This window comes from Rathayibacter sp. VKM Ac-2927 (assembly GCF_022815525.1).
Lineage (GTDB): Bacteria > Actinomycetota > Actinomycetes > Actinomycetales > Microbacteriaceae > Rathayibacter > Rathayibacter festucae.
The window spans coordinates 362,503-383,966 of record NZ_JALGRT010000001.1 but is presented as its reverse complement, the minus strand read 5'-3'; the positions used below and the strand labels follow the sequence as shown (position 1 = coordinate 383,966).

Below are 21,464 nucleotides of genomic sequence, written 5' to 3'. Positions count from 1 at the left end.
GCCGCCCGCCCGTGCTGATCGAGGAGGCCGCGGAGCGGCCGTATCGAGATCCGCCGATGTCAGCGCGGTGGGTCTCGATACGCCGCTGCGCGGCTACTCGACCAGCATGACGGGGCGGTCAGGCGTTCGCGCGGGAGGCCTCGACGACGCTGCGGGCGGCCTGCAGGGCCTGGGCGAGGTCGGCGCGGAGGTCGTCGATGTTCTCGAGGCCGACGGAGAGGCGGACGAGCCCGGGGGTGACGCCGGCGGTGAGCTGCTGCTCCGGGGTGAGCTGCGAGTGCGTGGTCGACGCCGGGTGGATCACCAGCGAGCGGACGTCGCCGATGTTCGCCAGGTGCGAGAACAGCACGAGCGAGTCGACGAAGGCGCGTCCCGCGTCCACCCCGCCCTTGAGCTCGAACGAGAGCACCGCGCCCACGCCCTTCGGCGCGTAGTGGTTCGCCGCCGCGTACCAGGGCGAGGTGGGCAGTCCCGAGTAGTTGACCGTCGCGATGTCGGAGTGGTTCTCCAGGTACTCCGCGATCTCCTGCGCGTTCTGCACGTGGCGCTCGATCCGCAGCGACAGCGTCTCGATGCCCTGGATCAGCTGCCAGGCGCTCGCCGGGGCGATCGAGGCGCCGAGGTCGCGCAGCAGCTGCACGCGGGCCTTGATGATGTAGGCGAGGGAGTCGCCGACCGCGTCCGTGTACACGGCGCCGTGGTACGAGTGGTCGGGCGTGGTCAGCCCCGGGAACTTCGCCGCGTTCGCGGTCCAGGAGAAGGTGCCGCCGTCGACGATCGCGCCGCCGATCACCGTGCCGTGACCACCGAGGAACTTCGTCGCCGAGTGCACGATGATGTCCGCGCCGTGCTCGAACGGGCGGATCAGGTACGGCGTCGCGATGGTGTTGTCGACGATCAGCGGGACGCCCGCCGCGTGCGCGACATCGGCGACGGCGCGGATGTCGAGGATGTTGATCTTCGGGTTGCCGATGGTCTCGGCGAAGAAGAGCTTGGTGTTCGGGCGGACCGCGCGGCGCCACTCCTCCTGGTCGTCCTGGTTCTCGACGAAGGTCGTCTCGATGCCCAGCTTGGCCAGCGTGTACTTGAACAGGTTGTAGGTGCCGCCGTAGATCGACGACGACGAGACGAGGTGGTCGCCCGCCTGCGCGATGTTGAGCACCGCCGCGGTCTCGGCCGCCTGGCCGGACGCGAGCAGGAGCGCCCCGGAGCCGCCCTCGAGCGCGGTGAGGCGCTCCTCGACGACCGCCTGGGTCGGGTTCTGGATGCGGGTGTAGATGTTGCCGAACTCGGCGAGCGAGAAGAGGTTCTTCGCGTGCTCGGCGTTGTCGAAGACGTAGGAGGTGGTCTGGTAGATCGGGGTCGCGCGCGCCTTGGTGACGGGATCGGGCGCGGCTCCGGAGTGGATCTGCTTGGTCTCGAACTGCCACTTCTCGGAGTCGGTCATGGTGCATCCCATCGCATCGTCGGTTCGGAACGGAAGGCCGTTCCCCGTCGCGACGAGCCTAGGTGCGGGTCCTCGGCGCGGCCAGGGCGCCCGACACACGGGGTAACCGCGACGGATCAGCGGCCGGTGCGGATCCCGGACGTCGGATGCGGGTCGCGCTTGGACCCGGTCGGGTCGGCCCGGTTCGGGCGCTCGGGCCGCTCGTCGACGACCGGCGCGAAGAGCCAGGTCGCCCTCGGCTCGACGATCTTGTGGAAGACGGTGCGCGTCCAGCCCAGCGAGAGCGCGATCGCGACCGCGATGCAGAAGACGATCATCAGGATCAGCGCGACCGTGCTCTCGGTCGCGGACAGCAGCCCGGACTCGCGCAGCGGGTAGAGGACGAAGCTGTGCAGCAGGTAGACGTACATCGTCGACTGCCCCCAGGCCGTCATCGCCGTGCGTCGGCGCGGGATCAGGCTGAACAGCGCGAGCGAGAGCACGATCGCGGTCGCCATCAGCGCCAGGCGGACGAGCCCCGCCCACCAGGCGGTCTCGCCGAGCGCGTCGTACGGCCGGTCGTAGAAGAACCAGTAGCGCAGATCCGCCGCGCGGAAGGCGTCGATGTTGACGGTCATCACGACGACCGTCGCCGCGAAGAGCGCGACGGCGATGACCCGGGAGAGCAGGATCTGCCGCGGCGTCAGGTCGAGCCAGCGGTCCACCAGCAGCCGCGAGCCGGCCTTCCAGCCGCGCAGCCGCCAGCCGAAGACGAAGAACGGCAGGATCCCGATCGCCCGCGCCAGCGAGAAGGTCGAGTCGATGTTGTCGTAGTAGCTGACGCCGACGGCGAGGACCACGCTGATCAGCAGCGGCCAGCGCAGCAGCGCGAGGTAGGGGAGGACCAGCCGGAAGATCCCGAGCGCGAGCAGGAACCACAGCGTCCAGCTCGGCTTGGTCGGGTTGAACTCCTGCTTGCCCTCGACCGCGAACTGCACCAGCGTCCAGATCGTCTCCATGATCAGGTAGGGCAGCAGGATGTCGGTGAGCACCCGGCGCATCGCGCGGGCGTTCGGCGCTCCGCCCTTGGAGAAGTAGCCGGAGATGATCGCGAAGGCCGGCATGTGGAAGGCGTAGATCGTCAGGTAGACGACGAGCGACGTGTCCGAGTTGGCGGTCAGCCGCTGGATGCCGTGGCCGATCACCACGAGCGCGACGCAGACGAAGCGGGCGTTGTCCCAGAGGGGAACGCGGCGCTTGGGGGCGGTGGGCGACCCGGCGGTGGCGGGAGCCGGGTCGGCGGGCTGCATGCGGCCAGGCTAGCGTTGGCTCCGACGACGGAGTCGATGGTGTCCGAGGCTTGACGGAAAGAGGACGAGCGTGGTTCGACGCGTTGTGGTGACGGGAGCGAGTTCGGGGATCGGTGCGGCGACGGTCCGCCTGTTCCGCGAGCACGGCTGGGACGTGGTGGCGGTCGCCCGCCGCCGGGAGCGGCTGGAGGCGCTCGCCGCGGAGACCGGAGCGAGCCTGTTCGTCGCCGATCTCACCGACGCGGCGCAGGTCGACGCGCTGCGCGACCACCTCGCGGAGACCGGCCCCGTGCACGCCCTCGTCAACAACGCCGGCGGCGCGCTCGGTCTCGACTCGGTCGAGGCGTCCGACCCCGCCGACTGGACCCGGATGTTCGAGATCAACGTGCTCTCGGTCAAGCTCGTCACGAGCGCGCTGCTCCCGCTGCTGCGTTCGGGCATCGCCGACGAGGGCTCCGAGGGCTCGGCCGACATCGTCACCGTCACCTCGATCGCCGGCCACGTCGCCTACGAGGGCGGCGGCGGCTACAACGCCGCGAAGTTCGCCGCGCACGCGCTCGTCGCGGTCCTCCGCCTCGAGCTCGCCGGTGAGCCGATCCGCGTGATCGAGATCGCGCCCGGCATGGTGCACACCGAGGAGTTCTCCCTGGTCCGCTTCGGCGGCGACAAGGAGCGCGCCGACAAGGTCTACGCCGAGGTCCCCGCCCCGCTGGTGGCCGAGGACGTCGCCGCGGCGATCGTCTCCTCCGTCGAGCTGCCGCCTCACGTCAACCTCGATCTGGTGACGATCAAGCCGGTGGCGCAGGCCGCCCCGCACAAGGTGATCAAGGGCGCGCTCACCCCGAAGGCGTGACAGGCGCCGTTCGCGAGGCCCCGTGATGTGACGCGGGGCCTCGCGACGCTCTAGCCTGTCCCTCATGGTTTCCGACGCCGACGACTCCGCCGCCCTCCTCGCCGCCACGGAGAAGGAGGTCCTCGGCTGGCTCGAGTTCGGTGACGCCGCTCGCCATCTCGCCGACGACGTCGTCGCCTCCGGCTACCGCCCGGAGCTGGTCGTGGCCATCGCGCGCGGCGGTCTGCTGCTCGCTGGCGCCGTCGCCTACGCGCTGGGCATCAAGAGCTGCGGTGCGTTGAACGTCGAGTTCTACACCGGCGTCGAGGCGCGGCTCGCGGCCCCGGTCGTGCTGCCGCCGCTGCTGGACGAGGCGTCGGTGCGCGGGAAGCGCATCCTCCTGGTCGACGACGTCTCCGACTCCGGCCACACCCTCGCCCTCTCGGTCGACCTGATCCGCGCGATGGGCGCCGAGGTGCAGACCGTCACGCTCTACACGAAGCCCCGCACGGTGCTCGAGCCCGACTTCTTCTGGCGGCGCACGCCGCGCTGGATCGTCTTCCCCTGGTCGGCGCTGCCCCCGGTGGCGGGCGCCCTCGCGGAGGACGACGAGTGAGCGTCCACCTGATCGGCGGCGGCGGCGGAGCCGAGCACGACCCGCAGCTCTACGGAGCATTCCTGGCGGAGGCGCACGACCGCGCCGTCGACGCCGGCCGCATCGAGGGCCCGCGGATCGCGATCGTCGTCGTGCACGACGGCCTCGGCCCCGAGGTCTACGCGGGCTGGGCCGCGACGCTCGCCACGGTCGGCAAGCTCCTCCCGTTCGCGGTGATGAAGCCCGAGGGCGGCCGGATCGACCCCGCGGTCTTCGACGACGTCGACGGGATCTTCGTCGGCGGCGGCCTCACCCCCGCTTACCGCGACGCGCTCGAGGCGTCCTTCCCGCGCCTGCGCGACCTCGTCTCCTCCGGAGTGCCGTACGCCGGCTACTCGGCGGGCGCCGCGGTCGCGGCCGACCGCGCGATCGTCGGCGGCGATCGCATCGGCGGAGTCGCCGTGGCGCCGGAGCACGCGGCCGAGGAGCTGGACGAGGTGACGGTGCTCGAGGGCATCGGCCTGGTCGACGTCTCGATCGACGTGCACGCCGCGCAGTGGGGCACGCTCGGCCGCCTGGTCGCGGCCGTCGAGGCCGGACTGGTCGACGGCGGCGTCGCGATCGACGAGTCGACGGTCCTCACCGTCGGCACGGGGGCCCTGCGCGTCCGCGGCGCCGGCTCGGTCTGGCGCGCGAGCGCGGGCGAGGCCGGAGTGTCGGTCGCCACCCTCGCCGCGAGCTGAGCGTGGACCTGCAGGAGCTGGCGGGTGCCGGCCTGATCGACCGCGGCTGGGCCGAGGCGCTCGCCCCGGTCGCCGGCGACATCGCGGCGATGGGCGACTTCCTCCGCGCGGAGACCGCGGCCGGGCGCCCCTACCTCCCGGCCGGCGCGCAGGTGCTTCGCGCGTTCGCCGCGCCGCTGGAGGACGTCCGCGTCCTGATCGTCGGGCAGGACCCGTATCCGACGCCCGGGCATCCGATCGGGCTGTCCTTCGCCGTGGACCGGCACGTCCGGCCGCTGCCGCGCAGTCTGCAGAACATCTATCGCGAGCTCCGCGACGACCTCGGTGTCTCCCCGCCCGAGCACGGCGACCTCAGCGGCTGGACGCGCAGCGGCGTGCTGCTGCTCAACCGCGTCCTCACCGTCGCGCCGGGCGCACCCGCCTCGCACCGCGGCAAGGGCTGGGAGCGGGTCACCGAGCACGCGATCCGCACACTCGTCGCCCGCGAGCAGCCGCTCGTCGCGATCCTCTGGGGACGCGACGCGGCGAACCTCCGGCCGCTGCTGGGCGACTCCGGGATCGTCGAGAGCGTCCACCCCAGCCCGCTGTCCGCCTCCCGCGGCTTCTTCGGCTCGCGCCCGTTCAGCCGCGCGAACGAGCTGCTCGCCGAGCGCGGGGCCGAGCCCGTCGACTGGGCGCTCCTGCCCTGAGCCCCGGGGCCCGACACCGCGGCCCGCCGCGCGTGCGGTGCTCCGCCACCCCGGCTACGCTGGCCCGGATCGCGGCCGCCGCCCGGGATCAGCGACGCCGACCACCACCGCCGAGAAGGAGCGAGATGCTCGAGGAAGAGTACGAGCAGCGCCGGGTCCTCCCGCCGCACCTGCGCCGGGCGCCCGCCCCCGAGCCGGAGTTCTCCTTCGAGATCCGCGAGGCGCGCAGCGCGGACCTGCCGGACATCCAGGAGATCTACAACCACTACGTCCGGAACACCGTGGTGACCTTCGACGAGGACGACTCGACGCTGAAGGAGTGGCGCTCGAAGTTCGCGCGCAACCAGAAGCTCGGGCTGCCGTTCATCGTGGCCGTCTCGCCGTCGGGGCAGATCCTGGGCTACGCGATGGTGTCGCCGTGGTCGTCCAAGCGCGCCTACCGCTTCACCGTCGAGAACTCGATCTACCTGCGCGCCGCCTCGACCGGCAAGGGCCTCGGCAAGGCGCTGATGACCGAGCTGCTCGAGCGCGCGAAGGCCGTCGGCATCCGCCAGGTCATGGCCGTCATCGCGGACAAGGGGGCGGAGGCGTCGCTGACGATGCACGCGAAGTACGGCTTCGTCGAGGTCGGCCGGATGGGCCGTGTCGGCTTCAAGTTCGAGCGCTGGCTGAGCACCGTGCTGATGCAGAAGACGCTCAAGTAGCGCCACCGGCGTCTCTGCGAATGCGCCGGACTGCGGAGAACCGAGCGGGGTCCTTCCCTACACTTGTCGGCATGGAATGGCTCGTCCCGCTCATCGTCGTCGTCGTGCTCGTCGTGATCCTCGGGATCTACCTCTGGGCCACCTACAACTCCCTCGTCACGCTGAACGTCCGCGTCGACGAGGCCTGGAGCGACATCACCGTCCAGCTGAAGCGGCGGGCGGATCTGATCCCGAACGTCATCGACTCGGTGAAGGGCTACGCCTCGCACGAGCGGCAGGTGTTCGACTCGGTGACCCGCGCCCGCGCCGAGACGCTCTCCGCGCAGGGGCCGGCCGAGGCGTCGGCCGCCGAGGACCACATGCAGAAGGCGCTGAAGTCGATCTTCGCCGTCGCCGAGGCGTACCCGCAGCTGCAGGCCAGCCAGAACTTCCTGCAGCTGCAGGGCGAGCTGGTCGACTCGGAGGACAGGATCCAGTCGGCCCGCCGCTTCTACAACGGCGGTGTCCGCGAGATGAACACCAAGGTCACCGTCTTCCCCAACACGCTCTTCTCCCGCCGCCTCGGCTTCTCCGAGCGCGAGTTCTTCGAGGTCGGCGACCTCGCCGCCATCTCGGAGCCGCCCCGCGTCCAGTTCTGACGCCACGGAGGAAGCGGCCCTGGCGGCGCCCCCCCCTGCTGCCGGTCGAGTAGCCCCGCAGGGGCGTATCGAGACCCACCGTCATCGACACGCCTGGTCTGCAGACTCGACTTCCGACGGTGGTGGATCTCGATACGCCCGCTGCGCGGGCTAATCGATCAGCAAGTGCTTCTCGACCCACCGTCAGCGCGCTGCCGGTGCTCCCGCCGCGAGCGGGCCGCCGTCGAGCGTCGTGAGGTACTCGTCGAAGACGGGGGCCGGGTCGGTGCCCGTCGCGACGGCGTCCACGAGGGCCCGCCGCACCAGCGCCAGCACGACCGTGGCGAGCACGGCCGCGCGCGGCTCGTCCGCCGCGGGCAGGCGCATCCGCCGGGCGATGCTCGGGGTGAGCGCGGCCTCGCCGTCGTGCAGCGACTGCGCCCAGACCGCGCGCATGCCGGGCGTCTCGGTGAGCAGCGGCATCAGCCGCAGCGTCCGCTCGAGCTGCGGGCCGGACGCGGCCGCGGCGAAGGCGGCGCCCAGCGCGGTGTTCAGCGACTCCGACTCCGGCCGCGCGACGAGCTCCCGCGCCATCGCCGCGATGGCCGCGTAGAGCACGGGCCGCACGCAGTCCTCCTTGCCGCCGAGGTAGCGGTGGAAGGTGCGCAGCGAGATGCCGGCGGCGTGCGCCAAGTCGATCGAGCTGACGCCCTTGGTGGTCCCGCGCTCGAGCAGCAGGGCGACGCACTTCTCGGACAGGGCGAGCGCGATGGTGCCCTGCCGCTCCTGCGGACCGCTCATGCGAGGACCTCCCGGTGGCCGGTGGTGAGGGCGACGAGGAGCTCGGGCGCGAGGGTGCCCCGCCCGACGACGTCCACGGTGTCGAGCCCCTGCCAGTGCGCGGCGGCGACGAGCAGCGCGGCGAGGCGCTCGGCCGTGTCCGGCGGCGCTCCGGGCTCGCGCCAGGCCGCCTGCACCCTCAGCACGCCGTTCTGCCGGTCGCTCTTGAGGTCGACGCGCGCCGCGATCACGTCGTCGAGCAGCACGGGCAGCACGTAGTAGCCGTGCACGCGCTGGGCCGCCGGGGTGTAGATCTCGATCCGGTAGTGGAAGTCGAAGAACAGCTCGGCGCGCGGGCGGTGCCAGACGACGGGATCGAAGGGGGAGAGCAGTGCGTCGGCCCGCAGCTCGCGCGGTCGCCGCGCCGCCGTGTGCCGCCAGAGCGGCAGCGGGCGCCCCGAGCGCTCCCAGCCGCGGACCTCGACCGGCACCAGCTCGCCCGCGTCGACCAGGTCGTGCACGGCCGCGAGCGTCGGCGCCTTCAGCAGCCGGTGGTAGTCGGCCAGATCGCCGAGCGTCCCGACGCCGAGCGCGAGGGCGGAGCGGCGCACCAGCTCGCGGACCGCGTCCTCGGTGGAGACCTCCGCCTCGAGCACCTCGCGGGGCAGCACCTGATCGGCGAGCGCGTAGGAGCGCTCGAAGCGCGTGCGCCCGGCGGTCACCACCTCGCCCCAGCGGAAGAGCACCTCGAGCCCGCGCTTCATGTCGGACCAGCCCCACCACGGACCGGTCCGGGTGTTGGCCTCGTGCTCGATCTCCGACGCGCGCAACGGCCCGTCGGCGAGGGCCGCGCGCAGCCAGTCGAGCGTGGACCGGTTCTCGGCCGCCCAGCCCTCGTGCTCGGGCAGGCGGACGCGGCGGTAGTGCTCCATCCGCCAGCGGTAGAGCGGGAGGTCGGCGCGGCGGATCAGCGCCGCCTCGTGCGCCCAGTACTCGAGGTAGTGGCCCTTCGGCGAGAACGCGACCGCGTCGAGGAGGGCGCGGTCGTAGGGGCCGAGCCGGGCGAGGACGGGGAGGTAGTGGCTCCGCTCGAAGACGTTGACCGAGTCGAGCTGCAGCGGCCGGATCCGGTCGATCACGCCGAGGATCTGCCGCGTGCCGACCCGCGGCGGCGGCGCGGCACCGAAGCCCTGGGCGGCCAGGGCGATGCGGCGCGCGAGCGCGGGGCTGAGCTGCTCGGTCATGGTGCCCCCACGCTAGCGAAGGCCGCCGACATCGGCCGATCCCGCCCCGGCGCCGAGTGTTCCCGTCCGGTTCATCCGGGCGGCCCCGGGATGTCGGGAGCCGCCCCTACGTTTCCCGAGGCGCCCGCAGGGGCCCACCCACCCGACTCCTGGAGGACTCTTGACGACCCAGCGCTTCCCCCGCCCCGGCGTGCTCGCCGCCGCGACCGCCGCTCTCGCTCTCACCCTGACCGCCTGCTCCGGCGACGCCGGCGCCTCGTCCGGCGACGCGTCCGTCGACGCCTCGACCGCGACCTCCGCCGCCGACCTCGGCGGGCTCGACGCCCTGGTCGAGGCCGCGAAGGCCGAGGGCGAGCTGAACGTGATCGCGCTGCCCGACAACTGGGCCAACTACGGCGAGCTCATCTCGGGCTTCGAGGACGAGTACGGCATCACCGTCAACTCCGCCGACCCGGACGTCTCCTCCGCCGAGGAGATCAGCACCGCGCAGAACCTGGCCGGCCAGGACACCGCTCCGGACGTCTTCGACCTCGGTGCCGCCGTGGCGCTCGCCAACACCGACCTCTTCGCGCCGTACAAGGTCGAGACCTGGGACGACATCCCCGAGGGCAACCGCGAGGAGACCGGCCTCTGGGTGAACGACTACACCGGCCTGATGTCGATCGGCTACGACGCCGACGCCGTGCCCGCGCCCGAGTCGCTCGACGACCTGCTCGGCGCCGACTACCGCGGCTCCGTCGCGATCAACGGCGACCCGACCCAGGCCGGCGCCGCGGCGGCCGCCGTGCAGCTCGCCGCCCTGCAGTCGGGCGGCTCGGCCGACGACGTCCAGTCCGGCATCGACTTCTTCGAGAAGCTCAACGACGCGGGCAACTTCCTGCCGCTGGACCCGACCGACGCGACCATCGCCTCCGGCGAGACCCCGGTCGTCTTCGACTGGAGCTACAACAACCTCGCCGCCGCGAAGGCGAACGAGGGCACCCGCGAGTGGATGACGACGGTGCTGCCCGGGACCGCGGTCGGCAGCTACTACAACCAGGCGATCAACGCCGACGCGCCGCACCCGGCCGCCGCGCGCCTCTGGCAGGAGTACCTCTACTCCGACGCCGCGCAGAACCTCTACCTCGCGGCCGGCGCCTACCCGGTGCGCCTGGCGGCCATGGTCGACGCCGGCACGGTGGACACGGAGGCCCTCGACGCCGTCGGCGCCGCTCCGGAGGACCTCGTCCAGTTCACCTCCGAGCAGACCGAGGCCGCCTCGGCCCTGCTGGCCGAGAAGTGGGGCGCGGCGATCCAGTGACGACCGCCGCCGTCCGCGCCGTTCCCGGGGCCCGCGCGCCCCGGGGACGGCGCGGTCTTCCCGCAGCGCTCGGCGTCGCTCCGTTCGCGGTGTACGTCCTGCTCTTCCTCGCCGTGCCGACCGTCCTCGCGGTCGGGACGGGCTTCGTGGACGGCGACGGGCGGCCGACGCTCGCGAACGTCGCGGCGCTGGGCGACCCGGTCGTCCTGTCCGCCTTCGGCGCCTCGCTCGGACTGTCGGCGCTCACCGCCGTCGTCGGCGCGGTCCTCGGCGGCGTCGTCTGCCTCGCTCTGCTCGGCGCCGATCCGCGCGGTCCGCTGCGCACGATCGTCGACGCCGCGGCGAGCGTGCTCGCCCAGTTCGGCGGCGTGATGCTCGCCTTCGCCTTCATCGCGACGATCGGCGTGCAGGGCCTGGTCACGACCCTCCTGGCCGGCGCCGGCGTCGACCTCTACGCCGACGGCGTCTGGCTGTACCAGCTGCCCGGGCTGATCCTGCCCTACCTCTACTTCCAGGTGCCGCTGATGGTGCTGACCTTCCTGCCTGCGCTCGAGGGTCTGCGCCCCGAGTGGGCCGAGGCGAACGCCGTGCTCGGCGGGGGAGCGGTGAGCTACTGGTGGCGGGTCGCGGTCCCCGTGCTCGCGCCCTCCTTCCTCGGCTCGGTGCTGCTGCTGTTCGCCAACGCGTTCTCCTCGTTCGCCACGGCCGCGGCACTCATCAGCCAGGGCGCGCAGATCGTGCCGCTGCAGATCCGCGCCGCGCTCGTCAGCGAGACGGTCCTCGGCCGGGAGAACCTGGCCGGCGCGCTCGCGCTCGGGATGCTCCTCGTGATGATCGTGCTGATGTCCGGCTACGCGCTGCTGCAGCGCCGGGCCCGTCGGTGGCAGCGGTGACCCGCGCTCTCTCCCGCATCGTCCTGGTCGTCACCGGCCTCGCCTTCGCGGTGCCGCTGATCGCGATGGCGGAGTTCACCCTCCGCGGCGCCGGCGGCTACGACCTCTCGCACTGGACCGCGATCCTCGACCCGGAGAACGAGCGCGGCTACCGCGCGCTCTTCCAGGGCATCGGCAACTCGCTGATCCTCGCGGTGGTCACCGCCCTGATCGTGCTCGTGCTGCTGGTGCCGACGATGCTCCTCGTCGAGATCCGCCTGCCGCGGCTAAGCCGACCGCTCGAGCTGGTCTGCCTGCTGCCGCTGACCGTCCCCGCGATCGTGCTGGTCGTCGGGCTCGCGCCGGTGTACTCGGTGATCACCCGCCTCGTCGGCTCGGCGCCCTGGACGCTCGCGCTCGCCTACGGCGTGCTCGTGCTGCCCTACGCCTACCGCGCGATCGCTGCCGACCTCGCGGGCCTGGACGCGATCACGCTCTCGGAGGCCGCCCGCTCGCTGGGCGCCGGCCCGTTCGGCGTGCTCGTCCGGGTGCTGCTGCCGAATCTGCGCCGCGGTCTCGTCGCCGCCGCGCTGATCACGGTCGCCGTGGTCCTCGGCGAGTACACCATCGCCTCGCTGCTCAGCCGCACCACCCTGCAGACCGGTCTCGTGCAGGTGTCGAAGCAGGACGCCTACGTCGCCGTGATCTTCTCCCTCCTCTCCCTCCTGTTCGCCTTCGCCCTGCTGCTCGGGATCGGCCGCCTCGCGCGGATCGGCCTCGTCGCCACCGGGCGCCGCGCCTCGAAAGGCACCTCGTGACCGCGCCCCTCTCCCCGGGCGCCCGCGTCCGCTTCCTCGACGTCGCCCGGCACTTCGGCGCGGCTCGCGCCCTCGGCGGCGTCTCGTTCGACGTGGCGCCCGGGGAGTTCATCGCCCTGCTCGGCCCCTCGGGCTGCGGCAAGACCACTGCTCTCCGCGCCCTCAGCGGGCTCGAGCGGATCGACTCCGGCCGCATCCTGGTCGACGAGCGCGACGTCGCCGATCTGCCGGTCGCCCGCCGCGACATGGGCATGGTCTTCCAGTCCTACTCGCTCTTCCCGCACCTGCGCGCCCGCGAGAACGTGGAGTTCGGGCTGCGCACCCGCGGTGTCGCGGCGAAGGAGCGGCGGACGGCCGCGCAGGACGCGCTCGACCTGGTCGGCCTCGGCGCCCTGGGCGATCGCTACGCGCACCAGCTCTCCGGCGGGCAGCAGCAGCGGGGCGCCCTGGCGCGGGCGCTCGTGACCCGCCCCCGGGTGCTGCTCCTGGACGAGCCGCTCTCCGCGCTGGACGCGAAGGTCCGCGTGCAGCTGCGCGACGAGATCAAGCGGCTGCAGTCCGAGATCGGCATCACCACCTTCTTCGTCACCCACGATCAGGAGGAGGCGCTCGCCGTCGCCGACCGGGTCGCGGTGATGAACGCGGGGAGGATCGAGCAGCTCGGCGCGCCCGAGGACCTCTACGCCCGGCCGTCGTCGCCGTTCGTCGCGCACTTCGTCGGGCTCTCGAACGTCGTGCCGGGGGTCGTCTCGAGCGGGGCCGTCTCGGTGCTCGGAGCGCGCCTGCCCCTGGTGGACAGCGCGGCCGTCGACGGCGCCGTCTCGGCGTTCCTCCGCCCCGAGGACATCGAGATCGTGCCGGGCGGCGCTCCGGGCGATCTGCCTGCCGTGGTCCTCGCGACCAGCTTCCTCGGACCGGTGCGCCGCTCCACGGTCCGCACCGAGCAGGGGGACGAGCTCGTCGTCCAGCACGCGGCCGGGATCCGGCTCGAGCCGGGGGAGCGGGTCGGCCTCGCGCTCGCGCGGCGGCCGGTGGCCGTCCGCGCGGCCTCGTGAGCTGTCGCGGATTCCGCCCGCGGAATGCGGCGGGGATTAGTCTGGGCGGATGAGACTCGGCCGGTCCCGCCGCACGTCCGGCGCCCGCGACGCCGTCCGCGCCGCCGCGGCTCCCGAGCGGGCTCCGCAGCCCCGCCCGCTCGACCCGGACGCCGCCTTCGTCAGCACCGGGATGCGCATCGCCGGGGCCTGGGCCTGGCGGATCCTCGTCGTCGCCGGTGCCCTCGCCGTGATCGGCCTGCTGGTGATCGAGCTGCGGCTGATCGTCATCCCGCTGCTGCTCGCGATCGTCATCGCGGCGCTCCTCGTGCCGTTCTCGACGTTCCTGCAGCGGCACCACTGGCCCAAGTGGCTCGCGATCGTGGTGGCCGAGCTCGGCATCGTCCTCGTGATCGGCGGCCTGCTCTTCCTCGTCGTCACCCAGGTCACCTCCGGCTTCGACGACCTCAGCCGCCAGACCGTGCAGTCCTACGACGCCCTGAAGTCGTGGCTGCTCGAGGGGCCGCTGCACCTGACCGAGACCGACATCAACCAGTACGCGCAGCAGGCGCTCGCCGCCGTGCAGCAGGACTCGGGGATGCTCGTCAGCGGTGCGCTCAGCGTCGGCTCGACGGTCGGGCACGTGCTCACCGGGGTGCTGCTGACGCTGTTCTCGACCCTCTTCATCCTGATCGACGGTCCGAACATCTGGCGCTGGGTCGTGCGGCTCTTCCCGCACCGCGCCCGGAGGGCCGTCGACGGGGCCGGCCGCGCGGGCTGGATCACGCTGACCAACTTCGTGAAGGTGCAGATCCTGGTCGCCTTCGTCGACGCGGTGGGCATCGGGCTCGGCTCGTTCCTGCTCGGCGTCCCGCTCGCGATCCCGATCGGCGTGCTGGTCTTCCTCGGCTCCTTCGTGCCCGTGATCGGCGCGGTCGTCACCGGCGCGCTGGCCGTCTTCATCGCCCTGGTCTACAACGGCCCGGTCATCGCGCTGATCCTGCTGATCGTCGTCCTCGGCGTCCAGCAGCTCGAGGGGCACATCCTCCAGCCCCTGATCATGGGCTCCGCCGTCAAGGTGCACCCGCTCGCCGTCGTCCTCGCGGTCGCCGGCGGCTCGATCGTCGCGGGCATCGCGGGCGCGTTCTTCGCGGTCCCGGTCGTCGCGACCCTCAACGTCATGGTCAACTACGTCGCGAGCGGAGCCTGGCGCTCGCCGACCCGAACCCCCGAGAGAGTTGCCGAAGAGCATGCAGACTAGCCGCGTCGTCGGACCGACCCTGAGCGAGTTCGAGGCGGCCCGAACCGTCCTCGCCCCCGTCATCGCGAACACTCCGATGGAGACGAGCACCTTCCTCGCCGAGGTGCTCGGCTCGCCCGTCTTCCTCAAGTGCGAGAACCTGCAGCGCACTGGCTCGTACAAGATCCGCGGCGCCGTGTTCCGGCTCTCGCACCTCACCCCCGAGGAGCGGGAGCGCGGCGTCGTCGCCGCCTCGGCCGGCAACCACGCCCAGGGCGTCGCCTTCGCCGCGCGCGAGCTCGGCATCAAGGCGACCATCTTCATGCCGATCGGCGTCGCGCTGCCCAAGCTCGCGGCGACCCGCGACTACGGCGCGGAGGTGGTGCTCAGCGGGCACATCTTCAACGAGGCGCTCGCCGCGGCGGCCGAGTTCGCCGAGAGCACCGGCGCGGTCTTCATCCCGCCCTACGACCACCCCGACGTGATCACGGGCCAGGGCACCATCGGCCTGGAGATCCTCGAGCAGGCTCCCGGTGTCGAGACGCTCGTCGTCCCCATCGGCGGCGGCGGGCTCATCGCCGGCGTCGCATCGGCCGCGAAGCAGAAGGCCGCCCAGGAGGGCCGCACGCTGCGCGTCATCGGCGTCCAGGCCGCGAACGCCGCGCCCTACCCGCTCTCGCTCGCGGCCGGAGAGCCGATCGCCATCACGATCTCGCCCACCATCGCCGACGGCATCGCGGTCGCGAAGCCCGGCCAGCTGAACTTCGAGATCATCCGCGAGGTCGTCGACGAGGTCGTCACCGTCGAGGACGACGACACCGCCCGGGCGCTGCTGGTGCTGCTCGAGCGCGCGAAGCTCGTCGTCGAGCCGGCCGGAGCCGTCGGCATCGCCGCGATCCTCACCGGCAAGATCCGGAACGCGGGCCGCACCGCGGTCATCCTCTCCGGCGGCAACATCGATCCGCTGATGATGGAGCGGGTGATCAGCCGGGGCCTCGCCGCCTCCGAGCGCTACCTGAAGATGAGCATCGGCCTGCCGGACCGGCCGGGTCAGCTCGCGCGGATCGCCGACCTGATCTCGGAGGCCAACGCCAACGTCGTCGAGGTGCTGCACACCCGGCACGGCCGCGGCCTGCAGATCAGCGAGGTCGAGCTCGAGATCAGCGTCGAGACCCGCGGCCCCGAGCACGCCGACCGCGTCCTCCAGGTCCTCCGCGACGCCGGCTACAGCCCGCGCCTCTCCCGCGGCTAGTCCGCCGGATACGCGAGATGCCACTTGTGACGCTTCGACACGGCGTGTCGAGCGCACAAGCGGCATCTCGCGGAGTGACTCACGACTGAGCACGTCCCGGTGACCCGTCCGCAAGGCGGAGGAGGAAGCGATAGCGGCGCTATCGCGACCGACGACAACGCCGCGGACGGGTCACCGGGACGTGCTCAGTGGCCGTTCCAGGTCTCGACGTCGACGACCTTGACGGTGATGTTCCGGCCGTTGGGGGCCTCGAAGGTGGTGGAGTCGCCGACCTTCAGGCCCATGATCGCGCCGCCGAGCGGGCTCTGCGGGCTGTAGACGTCGAGGTCGCTCTCGCCCGCCATCTCGCGGTTGCCGAGGAGGAAGCGCGACTCGTCGCCGGCGATCTCGGCGGTGATGATCGTGCCGGCCTCGACGACTCCGTGGCTCTCGGGCGGCGTGCCGATCTCGGCCTCGCGCAGCAGCGCGGTCAGCTGGCGGATGCGCGCCTCGATCTTGCCCTGCTCGTCCTTGGCGGCGTGGTAGCCGCCGTTCTCCTTGAGGTCGCCCTCCTCGCGCGCGACCTCGATGCGCTTGGCGATCTCGAGGCGTCCGTTGGTGGACAGCTCGGTGTGCTCCGCCTGGAGGCGGTCGTACGACTCCTGGGTCATCCAGGTGACCTGAGGCTGGTCGGCCATGGTGGGCTCCTCACATGACGGCCGCGCGCGACCGACGGTGCTGTCGGGCGCCTGGCCCGTCGAGCGGATCGACCGAGGGCGTGCGGCGGGGGAAAAGACAAGGCCCCGACGAGTCCGTCAGGGCACCCCGACACCCTACGGGAGCCAGCAGGAGGAGATCAAACCTGTCGTGGCGAGCTCCGTGGTGCGCACCGTCTCGGTGTAGGAGCGGAAGCGATCGGTGGACGCGGGGTACTCGACGACGAGCCAGCCGACCACGGCGGACTGCTCGTTGAGCGCCTGGACGGCGCAGGCCGCGTCGCGCCCGGTCGGGACGGTGAGGTCGAACGACACCTGGACGGTGCGGTCGTCGACGACCACGTGCGCGGTGTCCTGCACGTCGACGCCGTCGCGGGCGCCGTCGAGGCCGGCCCAGATCACCCAGGCGGCGAAGACCGCGACGAAGGCGACGGCGACGAGGGCGAAGAGGCGCCGGTCGCCGCGGCGGCTGCGCGGGGTGCGCCCGTAGCGGGAAGCCAGGGGGCCGGCGGCGCGGACGGCGTCCGGGTCGAGGGCGGGGTCGCTCGCGCGCTCGTCGCTCTCGGACGTTCGGGCGGCCACGGAACTCCCTGGGGTGAAGCGACTATTCTGGCGGGTGACGTGCGCCGGTGGAAACCGAGCGACGCCCCCATTAAACCCCGACGAATCGAGCGATCGTGTCCCAGGCCGTCCAGGTCTCCGCAGATTCAGAGGCGCCTGCCGCTGTGGCGCCGCGCGAGGTCCCGCGCCTGCTCGCCGTGCACGCCCACCCGGACGACGAGTCCAGCAAGGGCGCCGCGACCCTCGCCTCCTACGCCGCCCGCGGTGCCGAGGTCATGGTCGTCTCCTGCACCGGCGGCGAGGCCGGCTCCGTTCTGAACGAGGCGCTCGGCGCCCGCGCGCACGCCGAGCGCGACATGGGCGGCCTGCGCCGCTACGAGATGGCCGCCGCGCAGCGCGCGCTCGGCATCGAGCACGCCTGGCTGGGCTTCGTCGACTCCGGGATGCCCGAGGACGGCGCCGTCGCCGCGGACTCCTTCGCCGGCCTGCCGCTGCCGACCGCGTCGGCACCGCTGGTGCGCCTCGTCCGCCGGTTCCGCCCGCACGTGATCATCAGCTACGACGAGAACGGCGGCTACCCGCACCCGGACCACATCCGGGCGCACCAGGTCGCGGTCGAGGCGTTCCGCGCCGCGGGCGAGGCCGACGAGTACCCCGGCACCGGCGCCGCCTGGTCGGTCTCGAAGCTCTACTACGACCGCGTGTTCAGCTCGCAGAAGCTGCGCGCCATCGCCGAGCACATCCGCGCGATCGACCCGGAGGACCCGCTGCTCGCGGCCTTCGAGGAGATGAAGCGCTGGAACGAGGAGACGCCCTACCTCGCCACCACGAAGATCGTCGTCTCCGGCTTCCACGACCGCCGCGACGCCGCCCTGCTGGCGCACGCGAGCCAGGTCGCGCCGGACAACAAGTTCTTCTTCCTCCCGCACTCGGCGATCGACGCCGCGTGGCCGACCGACGACTTCCAGCTCGTGCAGAGCCGGGTCGACGCGCCGACGCCGGAGACCGACCTCTTCGCCGGGATCGATGTCGCGCTGCCGGATGACGCCGCCCTCGCCGCCCCCGCCTCCGAGGAGCAGTCCGCATGATCGCCGCGACCGTGCTCGAGGCCGCCCACGTCGCCCTGATCCGCGCCGCCGAGGCCACGCCGGTGCCGACGACCGCGCCGGAGTTCAACGAGGACACGGTGACGCCCGGCCTGTTCGGCTTCATCACGATGTTCGTGATCGCGCTCGCCGCCGTGTTCCTCGCGCTCGACATGGTCCGCCGCGTCCGCCGGACGACCTACCGCGCCCAGGTCAACGAGCAGCTCGACTCCGAGGAGCGCGAGCGCGCGGAGGACGCCCCGTCCGGACGCTGACGCCCGGACGCCGAGCGCGGTGCGCCGACGCGCCCGGCGGTCAGCCGACGTTGTAGGTCGGGTGCAGGCAGACGATCAGCGCCGCCGTCCAGTGGCAGAGGAACGCCACCGCGGTCAGCGCGTGGAAGATCTCGTGGAAGCCGAAGACCCCGGGCACCGGGTTCGGCCGCTTGATCCCGTAGATGACCGCGCCGACGGAGTAGCAGAGGCCGCCGACCAGCACGAGCACCATCATCGCCGCGCTCGCCTCGAACAGCGGGCCGAGGTACATCACCGCCGCCCAGCCCAGCAGCAGGTAGAGCGGCACGTAGAGCCAGCGCGGCGCGGAGATCCAGAACACCCGGAAGCCGATCCCGAGCAGCGCCCCCGCCCAGACCAGCACGAGAAGCAGCGAGCCCTGCGCGGGCGGCAGGGCGAGAGCGGCGAGCGGCGTGTAGGTGCCGGCGATCAGCAGGAAGATGTTCGCGTGGTCGATCCGCTTGAGGATCATCTTGGTCCGCGGCGACCAGTCGAAGCGGTGGTAGAGCGCCGAGTTGCCGAAGAGCAGCAGCGACGAGACGGCGAACACGGTCGCGGCCCACTTCGCCGGTGCGCCGTCGGCGACGCTGACCAGGACGATGCCCGCGACGATCGCGACCGGGAACAGTCCGGCGTGGATCCAGCCGCGCCAGGTCGGTCGCGCCTCCGTCGCCGGGCCGTGCTCGATCTCGTCCTCGACGAGCGGAAGGGCGGGGAGCGAGGGGCCGGCCGCGTCGTCCTCCGCCAGGGCGCGCGCATCCGGATCGGGCGTGGGGGAGGTCGGCCGGTGGCTCATACGGACGAGGATACGACCCGCCGCCGCAGGGCGACCGGGAGAGCCTGCTCGAACGGGGGAACAGCCGTGGTCCGGTACCGGGCCGCGGTTTCGACTACCGTGGCACCGTGCCGAAGCCGAGACTGCCCGTGGGGAGCGACCTGCTCTACGGCGTCTACAAGAAGCGGCTGCGCTCGAGTCTCGAGGGCGCCGCGCTGCCGAACCACGTCGCGATGATCATCGACGGCAACCGCCGCTGGGCACGCCAGCGCGCGCTGGAGACGGCCGCGCACGGCCACCGCGCGGGCGCGGCGAAGGTGCACGAGTTCCTGCAGTGGTGCGACGAGCTCGGCATCCGGCACGTCACCCTCTACCTGCTCTCGCAGGACAACCTGGTCGGCCGGGAGAGCTCCGAGCTCACCGAGCTGATCGCGATCATCGCCGACCTCGCCGAGGAGGTCTCGCAGCAGCCCGAGTGGCGGGTGCAGCACGTGGGCTCGGACGACGGGCTGCCGGAGTCGCTCGTCTCGGCTCTCGACCGCGCGGAGGAGCGCACCGCCGCGCACACCGGCCTGCACATCAACCTCGCGGTCGGCTACGGCGGCCGCCACGAGATCGCGCAGGCGGTCCGCAGCATCCTCGACGAGCACGGCAAGCGCGGCTCCTCGATCGAGGACGTCGCGGGCCTGCTCACCCCCGAGCTGATCGGCGAGCACCTCTACACAAGCGGTCAGCCCGACCCGGATCTGGTGATCCGCACCTCGGGCGAGCAGCGCCTCTCCGACTTCATGCTCTGGCAGAGCGCGCACAGCGAGTTCTACTTCATGGAGGCGCTCGGCCCCGACATCCGCGAGGTCGACTTCCTCCGGGCGCTGCGCGACTACGCCGGCCGGCACCGCCGGTTCGGCAGCTGAGCTGCCCTCCCGCGCGCGCTGTTCACATAGCCGTTACACGTTCGTCTCGGCAAGAACCACACGGCTGTCATTTCCGGGATTAGGTTCGGATCATCAGGTGACGCACCTGGTCGAGTCGGCCACACAAGTACGACTCGATGACTGCCAGTGAAGGAACTGCGCGGTGCCGAGACGCACCACCGGCCGACTCGAATCCTCTGAAGTGAGTCGGGGGCTCCGGCCCCCGGAATGTGGAGAGTCGACGTGACAGTTCCCCAGGGTACGGATCCGCAGAACGGCACGCAGGGCGCGGTCGAACGCCGCGCGCAGCACGGCTCCTCGGATCGCACCGAGCAGCTCCAGCGCACCTACGTCCTCGACACCTCGGTGCTGCTGTCGGATCCCTCCTCGATGTTCCGCTTCGCGGAGCACGCCGTCGTCCTGCCGATCGTCGTGATCAGCGAGCTCGAGGGCAAGCGCAACGACCCCGAGATCGGCTACTTCGCCCGCCAGGCGCTGCGGCACCTCGACGAGCTGCGGGTCAAGCACGAGCGGCTGGACTTCCCGATCCGGGTCGGCCGAGGCGGGACCCTCCGCGTCGAGCTGAACCACTCGAACATGTCGGTGCTGCCCAGCGGGCTGCAGCTCGGCGACAACGACTCGCGGATCCTCGCCGTGGCGATGAACCTGCAGAGCGAGGGCGCCCTCGTCACCGTCGTGTCGAAGGACATGCCGATGCGCGTGAAGGCCGCGTCGATCGGCCTCGCCGCCGAGGAGTACCTCGCCGAGCTCGCCCCCGAGTCGGGCTGGACGGGCATGGACGACGTCACCCTCCAGGGCGACCAGATGAGCGAGCTCTACGACCGCGAGCGGCTGTTCACCGACGAGGTCGCCGACATCCCGATCAACACCGGCTTGGTCGTGCACTCGGATCGCGGCTCCGCGCTCGCCCGGGTGACCGGCAAGCGCCAGATCACGCTGGTGCGCGGCGACAAGGACGTCTTCGGGCTGCACGGCCGCTCCGCGGAGCAGCGGCTCGCGATCGACCTGCTGCTCGACCAGGAGGTGGGCATCGTCTCGCTCGGCGGCCGGGCCGGCACCGGCAAGTCGGCGCTCGCGCTCTGCGCGGGGCTCGAGGCGGTGCTGGAGAAGCGCCAGCACAAGAAGATCATGGTGTTCCGGCCGCTCTACGCGGTCGGCGGCCAGGACCTCGGCTTCCTGCCCGGCGACGCCGCCGAGAAGATGAACCCCTGGGCGCAGGCGGTCTTCGACACCCTCGGCGCGCTGGTCTCGCAGAACGTGCTCGACGAGGTGATCGAGCGCGGGATGCTCGAGGTGCTGCCTCTGACGCACATCCGGGGGCGCTCGCTGCACGACGCCTTCGTGATCGTCGACGAGGCGCAGTCGCTCGAGCGCAACGTGCTGCTGACGGTGCTGTCGCGGGTCGGCCAGAACTCGCGGGTGGTGCTCACCCACGACGTCGCCCAGCGCGACAACCTGCGCGTCGGCCGCTACGACGGCGTCGCCTCGGTGATCGAGACGCTGAAGGGGCACCCGCTGTTCGCGCACGTGACACTGACCCGCTCCGAGCGGTCGGCGATCGCGGCGCTGGTCACCGAGATGCTGGAGTCGAACGAGTCGGCCTGAGTCCTCCCCGCCGGCGGCTCGCGTCTGAGCGGCCTCCGGCTCGCGGAACCGGTCCCGGC

The 21,464-nt window shown here is 72.1% G+C and carries 23 protein-coding genes; 16 read left to right on the top strand and 7 right to left on the bottom strand.

Annotated elements, in window-relative coordinates; genetic code table 11:
* Positions 1 to 118: 118 nt before the first annotated feature.
* Both MT353_RS01790 and MT353_RS01785 read right to left on the bottom strand, forming a co-directional pair.
* Positions 119 to 1,447, bottom strand: coding sequence for a bifunctional o-acetylhomoserine/o-acetylserine sulfhydrylase (locus MT353_RS01790; RefSeq protein ID WP_123445398.1), 1,329 nt, complete (start codon positions 1,445 to 1,447; stop codon positions 119 to 121).
* A 116-nt stretch (positions 1,448 to 1,563) separates the two neighbouring features.
* The gene (locus MT353_RS01785; protein ID WP_243623470.1) at positions 1,564 to 2,736 is read right to left on the bottom strand and encodes an acyltransferase family protein; all 1,173 of its coding nucleotides are present in this window, start codon (positions 2,734 to 2,736) and stop codon (positions 1,564 to 1,566) included.
* A 70-nt stretch (positions 2,737 to 2,806) separates the two neighbouring features.
* On the opposite strand from MT353_RS01785, the gene MT353_RS01780 reads away from it, so the two are divergent.
* The 6 genes from MT353_RS01780 to MT353_RS01755 all read left to right on the top strand — a co-directional run bounded on the left by MT353_RS01780 (position 2,807) and on the right by MT353_RS01755 (position 6,937).
* Positions 2,807 to 3,589, top strand: a complete 783-nt coding sequence (locus MT353_RS01780) for an SDR family oxidoreductase (RefSeq protein ID WP_243582423.1) — start codon at positions 2,807 to 2,809, stop codon at positions 3,587 to 3,589.
* A gap of 64 nt (positions 3,590 to 3,653) precedes the next feature.
* Complete coding sequence (locus MT353_RS01775) at positions 3,654 to 4,184, top strand: phosphoribosyltransferase (protein ID WP_123445400.1); 531 nt, start codon at positions 3,654 to 3,656, stop codon at positions 4,182 to 4,184.
* Complete coding sequence (locus tag MT353_RS01770; protein WP_123445401.1) at positions 4,181 to 4,906, top strand: Type 1 glutamine amidotransferase-like domain-containing protein; 726 nt, start codon at positions 4,181 to 4,183, stop codon at positions 4,904 to 4,906. The genes MT353_RS01775 and MT353_RS01770 overlap by 4 nt, the downstream gene beginning before the upstream one ends.
* A gap of 2 nt (positions 4,907 to 4,908) precedes the next feature.
* A complete protein-coding gene (locus MT353_RS01765) occupies positions 4,909 to 5,595 on the top strand; it encodes a uracil-DNA glycosylase (RefSeq protein ID WP_374204641.1) in 687 nt (228 codons plus the stop codon).
* Between the two features lie 125 nt (positions 5,596 to 5,720).
* The gene (locus MT353_RS01760) at positions 5,721 to 6,299 is read left to right on the top strand and encodes a GNAT family N-acetyltransferase (RefSeq protein WP_123702722.1); all 579 of its coding nucleotides are present in this window, start codon (positions 5,721 to 5,723) and stop codon (positions 6,297 to 6,299) included.
* A 71-nt stretch (positions 6,300 to 6,370) separates the two neighbouring features.
* Positions 6,371 to 6,937, top strand: coding sequence for a LemA family protein (locus MT353_RS01755; protein ID WP_123445403.1), 567 nt, complete (start codon positions 6,371 to 6,373; stop codon positions 6,935 to 6,937).
* A gap of 183 nt (positions 6,938 to 7,120) precedes the next feature.
* Here MT353_RS01755 and MT353_RS01750 read toward each other — a convergent pair whose 3' ends face one another.
* Positions 7,121 to 7,717 (bottom strand): TetR/AcrR family transcriptional regulator, encoded by a 597-nt coding sequence (locus tag MT353_RS01750; RefSeq protein ID WP_243598884.1) that lies wholly within the window; start codon positions 7,715 to 7,717, stop codon positions 7,121 to 7,123.
* On the bottom strand, positions 7,714 to 8,940 hold the full coding sequence (locus tag MT353_RS01745; RefSeq protein ID WP_243598885.1) for a winged helix-turn-helix domain-containing protein: 1,227 nt from the start codon (positions 8,938 to 8,940) through the stop codon (positions 7,714 to 7,716). The genes MT353_RS01750 and MT353_RS01745 overlap by 4 nt, the downstream gene beginning before the upstream one ends.
* A gap of 160 nt (positions 8,941 to 9,100) precedes the next feature.
* Here MT353_RS01745 and MT353_RS01740 point away from each other — a divergent pair, with 160 nt between their 5' ends.
* From MT353_RS01740 to ilvA, 6 genes are read left to right on the top strand one after another with little or no spacing between them, the layout of a single operon-like run.
* Positions 9,101 to 10,240 (top strand): ABC transporter substrate-binding protein, encoded by a 1,140-nt coding sequence (locus MT353_RS01740; RefSeq protein WP_243623469.1) that lies wholly within the window; start codon positions 9,101 to 9,103, stop codon positions 10,238 to 10,240.
* Complete coding sequence (locus MT353_RS01735; protein WP_243598887.1) at positions 10,237 to 11,133, top strand: ABC transporter permease subunit; 897 nt, start codon at positions 10,237 to 10,239, stop codon at positions 11,131 to 11,133. Before MT353_RS01740 ends, MT353_RS01735 begins: the two co-directional genes overlap by 4 nt.
* Positions 11,130 to 11,930: an ABC transporter permease gene (locus MT353_RS01730; RefSeq protein WP_243623468.1), complete on the top strand. Its 801-nt coding sequence runs from the start codon at positions 11,130 to 11,132 to the stop codon at positions 11,928 to 11,930. The genes MT353_RS01735 and MT353_RS01730 overlap by 4 nt, the downstream gene beginning before the upstream one ends.
* A complete protein-coding gene (locus MT353_RS01725) occupies positions 11,927 to 12,985 on the top strand; it encodes an ABC transporter ATP-binding protein (RefSeq protein WP_243623467.1) in 1,059 nt (352 codons plus the stop codon). Before MT353_RS01730 ends, MT353_RS01725 begins: the two co-directional genes overlap by 4 nt.
* A gap of 49 nt (positions 12,986 to 13,034) precedes the next feature.
* On the top strand, positions 13,035 to 14,225 hold the full coding sequence (locus tag MT353_RS01720; RefSeq protein ID WP_123735277.1) for an AI-2E family transporter: 1,191 nt from the start codon (positions 13,035 to 13,037) through the stop codon (positions 14,223 to 14,225).
* On the top strand, positions 14,215 to 15,456 hold the full coding sequence (gene ilvA / locus MT353_RS01715; RefSeq protein ID WP_123445410.1) for a threonine ammonia-lyase: 1,242 nt from the start codon (positions 14,215 to 14,217) through the stop codon (positions 15,454 to 15,456). The genes MT353_RS01720 and ilvA overlap by 11 nt, the downstream gene beginning before the upstream one ends.
* 185 nt (positions 15,457 to 15,641) lie before the next feature.
* Here ilvA and greA read toward each other — a convergent pair whose 3' ends face one another.
* Both greA and MT353_RS01705 read right to left on the bottom strand, forming a co-directional pair.
* Positions 15,642 to 16,133 carry a transcription elongation factor GreA gene (gene greA / locus MT353_RS01710; RefSeq protein WP_123445411.1) on the bottom strand — a complete coding sequence of 164 codons (492 nt, stop codon included), beginning with the start codon at positions 16,131 to 16,133 and terminating at the stop codon, positions 15,642 to 15,644.
* A gap of 135 nt (positions 16,134 to 16,268) precedes the next feature.
* Positions 16,269 to 16,733, bottom strand: coding sequence for a DUF4307 domain-containing protein (locus MT353_RS01705; protein WP_123702743.1), 465 nt, complete (start codon positions 16,731 to 16,733; stop codon positions 16,269 to 16,271).
* A gap of 143 nt (positions 16,734 to 16,876) precedes the next feature.
* On the opposite strand from MT353_RS01705, the gene mca reads away from it, so the two are divergent.
* Positions 16,877 to 17,800 (top strand): mycothiol conjugate amidase Mca, encoded by a 924-nt coding sequence (gene mca, locus MT353_RS01700; RefSeq protein WP_243598891.1) that lies wholly within the window; start codon positions 16,877 to 16,879, stop codon positions 17,798 to 17,800.
* Entirely contained in the window at positions 17,797 to 18,072 is a 276-nt protein-coding gene (locus MT353_RS01695; protein ID WP_123735280.1) for a hypothetical protein, read from the top strand. The genes mca and MT353_RS01695 overlap by 4 nt, the downstream gene beginning before the upstream one ends.
* A 40-nt stretch (positions 18,073 to 18,112) precedes the next feature.
* On the opposite strand, the gene MT353_RS01690 is transcribed toward MT353_RS01695, so the two are convergent.
* A complete protein-coding gene (locus MT353_RS01690; protein ID WP_127886137.1) occupies positions 18,113 to 18,886 on the bottom strand; it encodes a hemolysin III family protein in 774 nt (257 codons plus the stop codon).
* A 107-nt stretch (positions 18,887 to 18,993) separates the two neighbouring features.
* Here MT353_RS01690 and MT353_RS01685 point away from each other — a divergent pair, with 107 nt between their 5' ends.
* Positions 18,994 to 19,779: an isoprenyl transferase gene (locus MT353_RS01685; RefSeq protein ID WP_123445415.1), complete on the top strand. Its 786-nt coding sequence runs from the start codon at positions 18,994 to 18,996 to the stop codon at positions 19,777 to 19,779.
* Positions 19,780 to 20,007: 228 nt separating this feature from the next.
* On the top strand, positions 20,008 to 21,405 hold the full coding sequence (locus MT353_RS01680) for a PhoH family protein (protein WP_374204680.1): 1,398 nt from the start codon (positions 20,008 to 20,010) through the stop codon (positions 21,403 to 21,405).
* Positions 21,406 to 21,464 lie beyond the last annotated feature (59 nt).